Origin of the sequence: Desulfosarcina cetonica JCM 12296 (genome assembly GCF_001311845.1) — a bacterium.
GTDB lineage: Bacteria > Desulfobacterota > Desulfobacteria > Desulfobacterales > Desulfosarcinaceae > Desulfosarcina > Desulfosarcina cetonica.
In genome coordinates this window covers 1-4,263 of the sequence record NZ_BBCC01000317.1, presented here as the reverse complement: position 1 = coordinate 4,263, position 4,263 = coordinate 1, and the positions used below count along the sequence as shown (strand labels likewise).

The window sequence follows — 4,263 nt, the reverse complement described above, 5'->3', positions numbered from 1 at the left end:
TAGTACTCCGATCGGGTTCACACATAGGGGACTTACACCCCATAAGTTCACGCCCATGCCGGGCGTACACAAGGCAGTTGAGGGGACGCTGAGATTTTTGGCGTTTTTCTTGAAGTTCGTTCGTGGCGCCCCTCACTTCACCGTTATAACTTATGAAGAAAATACTATATACAATACTTGTTTTGGTAATTTTACTGGTAAGTTGTTCCGAACAGCCACGCCGTGGCGTCGATTTATCAACACTCAATAATGCTGTAAAAATTGAGGTTAAAGCTTTTGAGAGTACAGGAACAAGAACGGTTACAATTTTTCAGAAAGCTTCAGAAATAGAATCGATTTGTCATTTGCTTGAAAAAGAAAATCTAAAAGTAGATTCAAACAGATTTGATATGTCACCACCAAATAACTCCGCTCATTTTAGAAATTCAGATGGTAAAACAATTTTTATTGTTTGGTTCGGAAATAACTGGATCGGAAGTCAAAACGAATCAAAGTCTCAAGGTACAGAGTATTGGGAATTGGATGATTCAAAAATGAACTATATGAGAAGTTTGTTTAAATTAAAAGAGTTATAACATTTCACTTAAGCAGACGGGGAACAACTTGCGGGGGTGGAAAAATAGGCCGTGCTCCCGCTGCTTAGTTCATCCGTTAGCCCAGACAGCGTATCGGACGAAATTCCAAAATAAGCCATGGCCGCAGCGGCATTTGCTGCGTGTCCCTATAAACGCCTGAAGAAGTTGACACTTTATCGATGGAGACAAGAAATTACAAGGCTTTCCTCTCCTACAGTCACGCAGCAGATAAGCGGCTGGCGCCAGCTTTGCAGTCTGCTCTGCATCGATTTGGGAAGCCGTTCTATCGGCTCCGGACAATGCACGTATTTCGAGATAAGACCGGCCTGCAACTTACACCCGAATTGTGGCCGGAGATTAGAAAGAAGTTACGTGCATCAGAGTATTTAATTCTTCTGGCGTCACCTCAAGCCGCAGCTTCACCGTGGGTCAATATGGAGATCCAGGAATGGATGCAAACCCACGACCATCGGTTGGAGAATTTTTGCTTAATCCTGACGCACGGACAGATCATCTGGAACAACCAACTAAGAGATTTCGATTGGCATGCTACTGACGCTCTCCCTTCCTTGCTTGCCGGTCAGTTTAAGCACGAACCTCTCTACCTCGATCTTCGTTGGACGCACGTCAATTCAGAATTCTTTAGACGCGACGAACGTTGGCTTGATGATGTCGGTACGTTGGCCGCAACGCTACTTGATAAACCGAAAGATTCACTCATTGGCGAAGACCGACGCCAATTTCACCTTGCACGCCGGCTGATATTTTCTGGAACTGTGCTCGTTGTCAGTTTGGCAATAGCCTTAACAGCGCAGTTTTTTATTGCTCAGCGGAGGGCACGGGCTGTTCTGGCAAATCAGTTAAGCGCTCAAGCCACGAACAACATCGATCACCCACACTTGGCTGCTCTGCTTGCAATCGAGTCAATGCGTCTAGAACCGTCTGTGGTAGCTGAACGCCAGTTACACAAAAGCGCAAAACTTCTTGCTAGAAGAATCTCCAGTTTTGTGCACGAAGATGAGGTAATCGGGGTGCAGTTTCTACCGGGCGACGAAAAATTGCTCACCGCGAGCCACGATGGTAGTGCACGAGTTTGGAAAATAACAGATGGCACAGAGGTCCAGCGAAGAACCTTTTCAAAGTCAGTAATAGATATCGCTGTAAGTCCGGACGGACAAATACTTGCTGCATCTAGCTATGAGGGTGCGGTCGCGGCGTGGCGAGCGGACAACGGCGAAACTTTGTTGACATATCCGGAACAATATGCGGGCGTTGACTTTGCGCCAAGCGGTCGCCGACTCGCAGTGGTCGGGCGCGAGACTGTTATATGGGATGTTTCAGGAGATGGGAGAATCGAGGAGGTTGCAAGGAAGAAGCTCGGTGTCGGATCTACTAGGGTAATCGCTTTCAGTGATGATGCAAGACGCTTGGCGATTGGTGGAAAGCAGTTCCAGATACTGGTCGTTGATGTTCCAACTCTCGAGGAAGTAATGCGATGCAAGGTGGATTGGGTGATGGACGTCGCACTCAACAGAGACGGGACGCTTCTTGCTGCAGCGCTTGACGACAATACCGTGAGACTTTGGCAAGTACCAAACTGCAAGGAAATTCTCCATGTTCGTCACAAATCGGGAGCAAGCGCCGTTGCCATAAGCGAAGACGGGCAATTTCTCGCGACCGGTAGTCACGATGGCTCGGCAAAAGTGTTCTGTATTTCCAATTTGGAAGAAATCCAAGTAGTGGAGCATGACGTCGGTATTTGGGACGTTGCTTTGTCACCAGACGCTCGCCTTCTCGCCACGAGCGGTCGCGACGGGACGGCGCGCATCTGGGATGTCGAGACGGGCGGAGAATTGCAGCGTATCCCACACGCTGGAGATGTTTATGAGGTACACTTTTCGTCGGATGGCACAACCCTAGCTACGGCGAGTGAAGACGGGACAGCTGCCGTTTGGGACATCACTGCTACTATTCCATTATTGGTGACGCAGATTCAGGCTGATGGCGCTCAATTGGTGGGATTTGTCGACGAAGCGAAGGGGCTGTTGACCGCAAGCTCAGAGCACCACTCCCGCGTTTTCGACGTCGTCACCGGGACGCAATACCCAAGCAAGAAGTCATTGACTGGATCGGAAAGCCCGGAGTGGGACCGACGCTTGATCGCGGCAGATGGCGTGGTATGCCCGGTGAAGGTCTGGAGCGATGGTGCAGGTGGCGGCCCCAATCGACTCGTTACCTATCCCCTGAGAAAACGTATAGCAATGAGCCGCGATTGCCGATATTTGGCCACTTGGGAGGAACTGTCGAAGGAAACAGAAGACGACACCCAAAGCAAAGAGCCTGGTGTAATCACAATTGATTTTGGTCCTCCGCGCTCAACAGGGGTGCGAATTTGGGACTGCCAAAGTGGTCAAGAAGTTGTTTGGGTTCGTCACGCGAAAGATCCCACAATCTCTTCCTCTATAGTTGATATGCAATTCAGCCCGGATGCACGCTTCCTTGCAACGGCAAGCATGGATAAGACCGCACGTTTGTGGTCTGTCACCAATGGAGCAGAAGTCAGACGTTTTGAGCACCAAGACACTGTCATAAAGGTCCTATTCAGCCTGATGGCAAACAGCTTGCCACTGGGTCAAAAGATCGGTCCGCGCGCGTATGGTCTGTGTCTACCGGTGAACTACTTGCGCACTTGCCGCACGAGGCTTTTGTATCGGCGATAGCCTTTAGTCCGAACGGGCAATTGCTCGCCACAGCTAAGGGCTCATTCCCTCAAACTGGTGCATTCAGCGTATCTTTGGATGATGAGAATATTCGTGTTTGGGAAATCGCTTCCAAGCGACAAATTGGCATATTTCGACATCGTAGCACTGGCAGACCTTGGCAACAGTACACAAATCGAGTCAATGACATCGCGTTCAGTCCCGATGGGGGCTACCTTGCCAGTGCAAGCGAAGATAAGTCTGCACGCATTTGGGCTCTGTCCGATGGTGAAATGCTTGCGCGCTTGGATCATTCCGACGGGGTTGATCGGTTGGCGTTCAGCCCGGACGGACTACTTCTTGCGACCGAGTCCGGTTCGATCATGCGCATCTTTCATTGGCGCGGCGGAGATCTGGTGACGGCAGTGTGCAGCCGTTTGACGCGGAATCTATCCAAATCTGAATGGCGCCTCTATATGAGTCCGTTACCGTATAGGAAAACGTGTTCGAATCTTACTCTTCCCGGAAATATGGGATCAAACTCAATTAAAGCAAGTATTGAATGAACGAACAGGGCTATAGGGATAGGGAGTGACCTCACGGTCACCCCCTCCCACACCACCGGACATACGGATCGCGTATCCGGCGATTCGGCTGGTTGAAACAGACCTGCTGGAAATTGGTCTGCCTGGTCTTTGGGAACGCAACGCTATCGGCATTTCAGCAGCTGCTGCATTAAGCCGGTAAGAATACGCTCTTTGTCAACCATAACCATTTACCCGTACCATTCGGTCCGGGCACCGTTCAGGCCTTCACCGGGGTGAGACCTCCGGGTATACTTCTCCCGTATTTGGGAGGCCCGGCTCGTTTCCACCGGCTACTATGCCGTCTGCTGACTTCTGCCGCGCGATGGTCGCCCCTTACGGTTTGGTCAGTCCATATGGACAACGCGGCAGATCTCCCGGGGTGAACACGCATCTTTCCGCACG

Annotated in this window: 2 protein-coding genes and 1 pseudogene; all 3 read left to right on the top strand. The window is 50.4% G+C overall.

The features are described 5' to 3' along the window. The first annotated feature begins 152 nt into the window (after positions 1-152). The 3 genes and pseudogenes from JCM12296_RS39375 to JCM12296_RS51165 all read left to right on the top strand — a co-directional run bounded on the left by JCM12296_RS39375 (position 153) and on the right by JCM12296_RS51165 (position 3,840). Positions 153-575, top strand: coding sequence for a hypothetical protein (locus tag JCM12296_RS39375; RefSeq protein ID WP_157068126.1), 423 nt, complete (start codon positions 153-155; stop codon positions 573-575). A gap of 179 nt (positions 576-754) precedes the next feature. Next, a pseudogene (locus JCM12296_RS32830) lies at positions 755-3,103 on the top strand (TIR domain-containing protein); the annotation flags it as partial. Between the two features lie 71 nt (positions 3,104-3,174). Then, entirely contained in the window at positions 3,175-3,840 is a 666-nt protein-coding gene (locus JCM12296_RS51165) for a WD40 repeat domain-containing protein (RefSeq protein WP_422699209.1), read from the top strand. Positions 3,841-4,263: the final 423 nt, after the last annotated feature.

What these genes read in the sequence shown, in the direction of transcription:
- JCM12296_RS39375 (WP_157068126.1), top strand. Translation starts at nt 153, where the DNA reads ATGAAGAAAATACTATATACAATACTTGTTTTGGTAATTTTACTGGTA.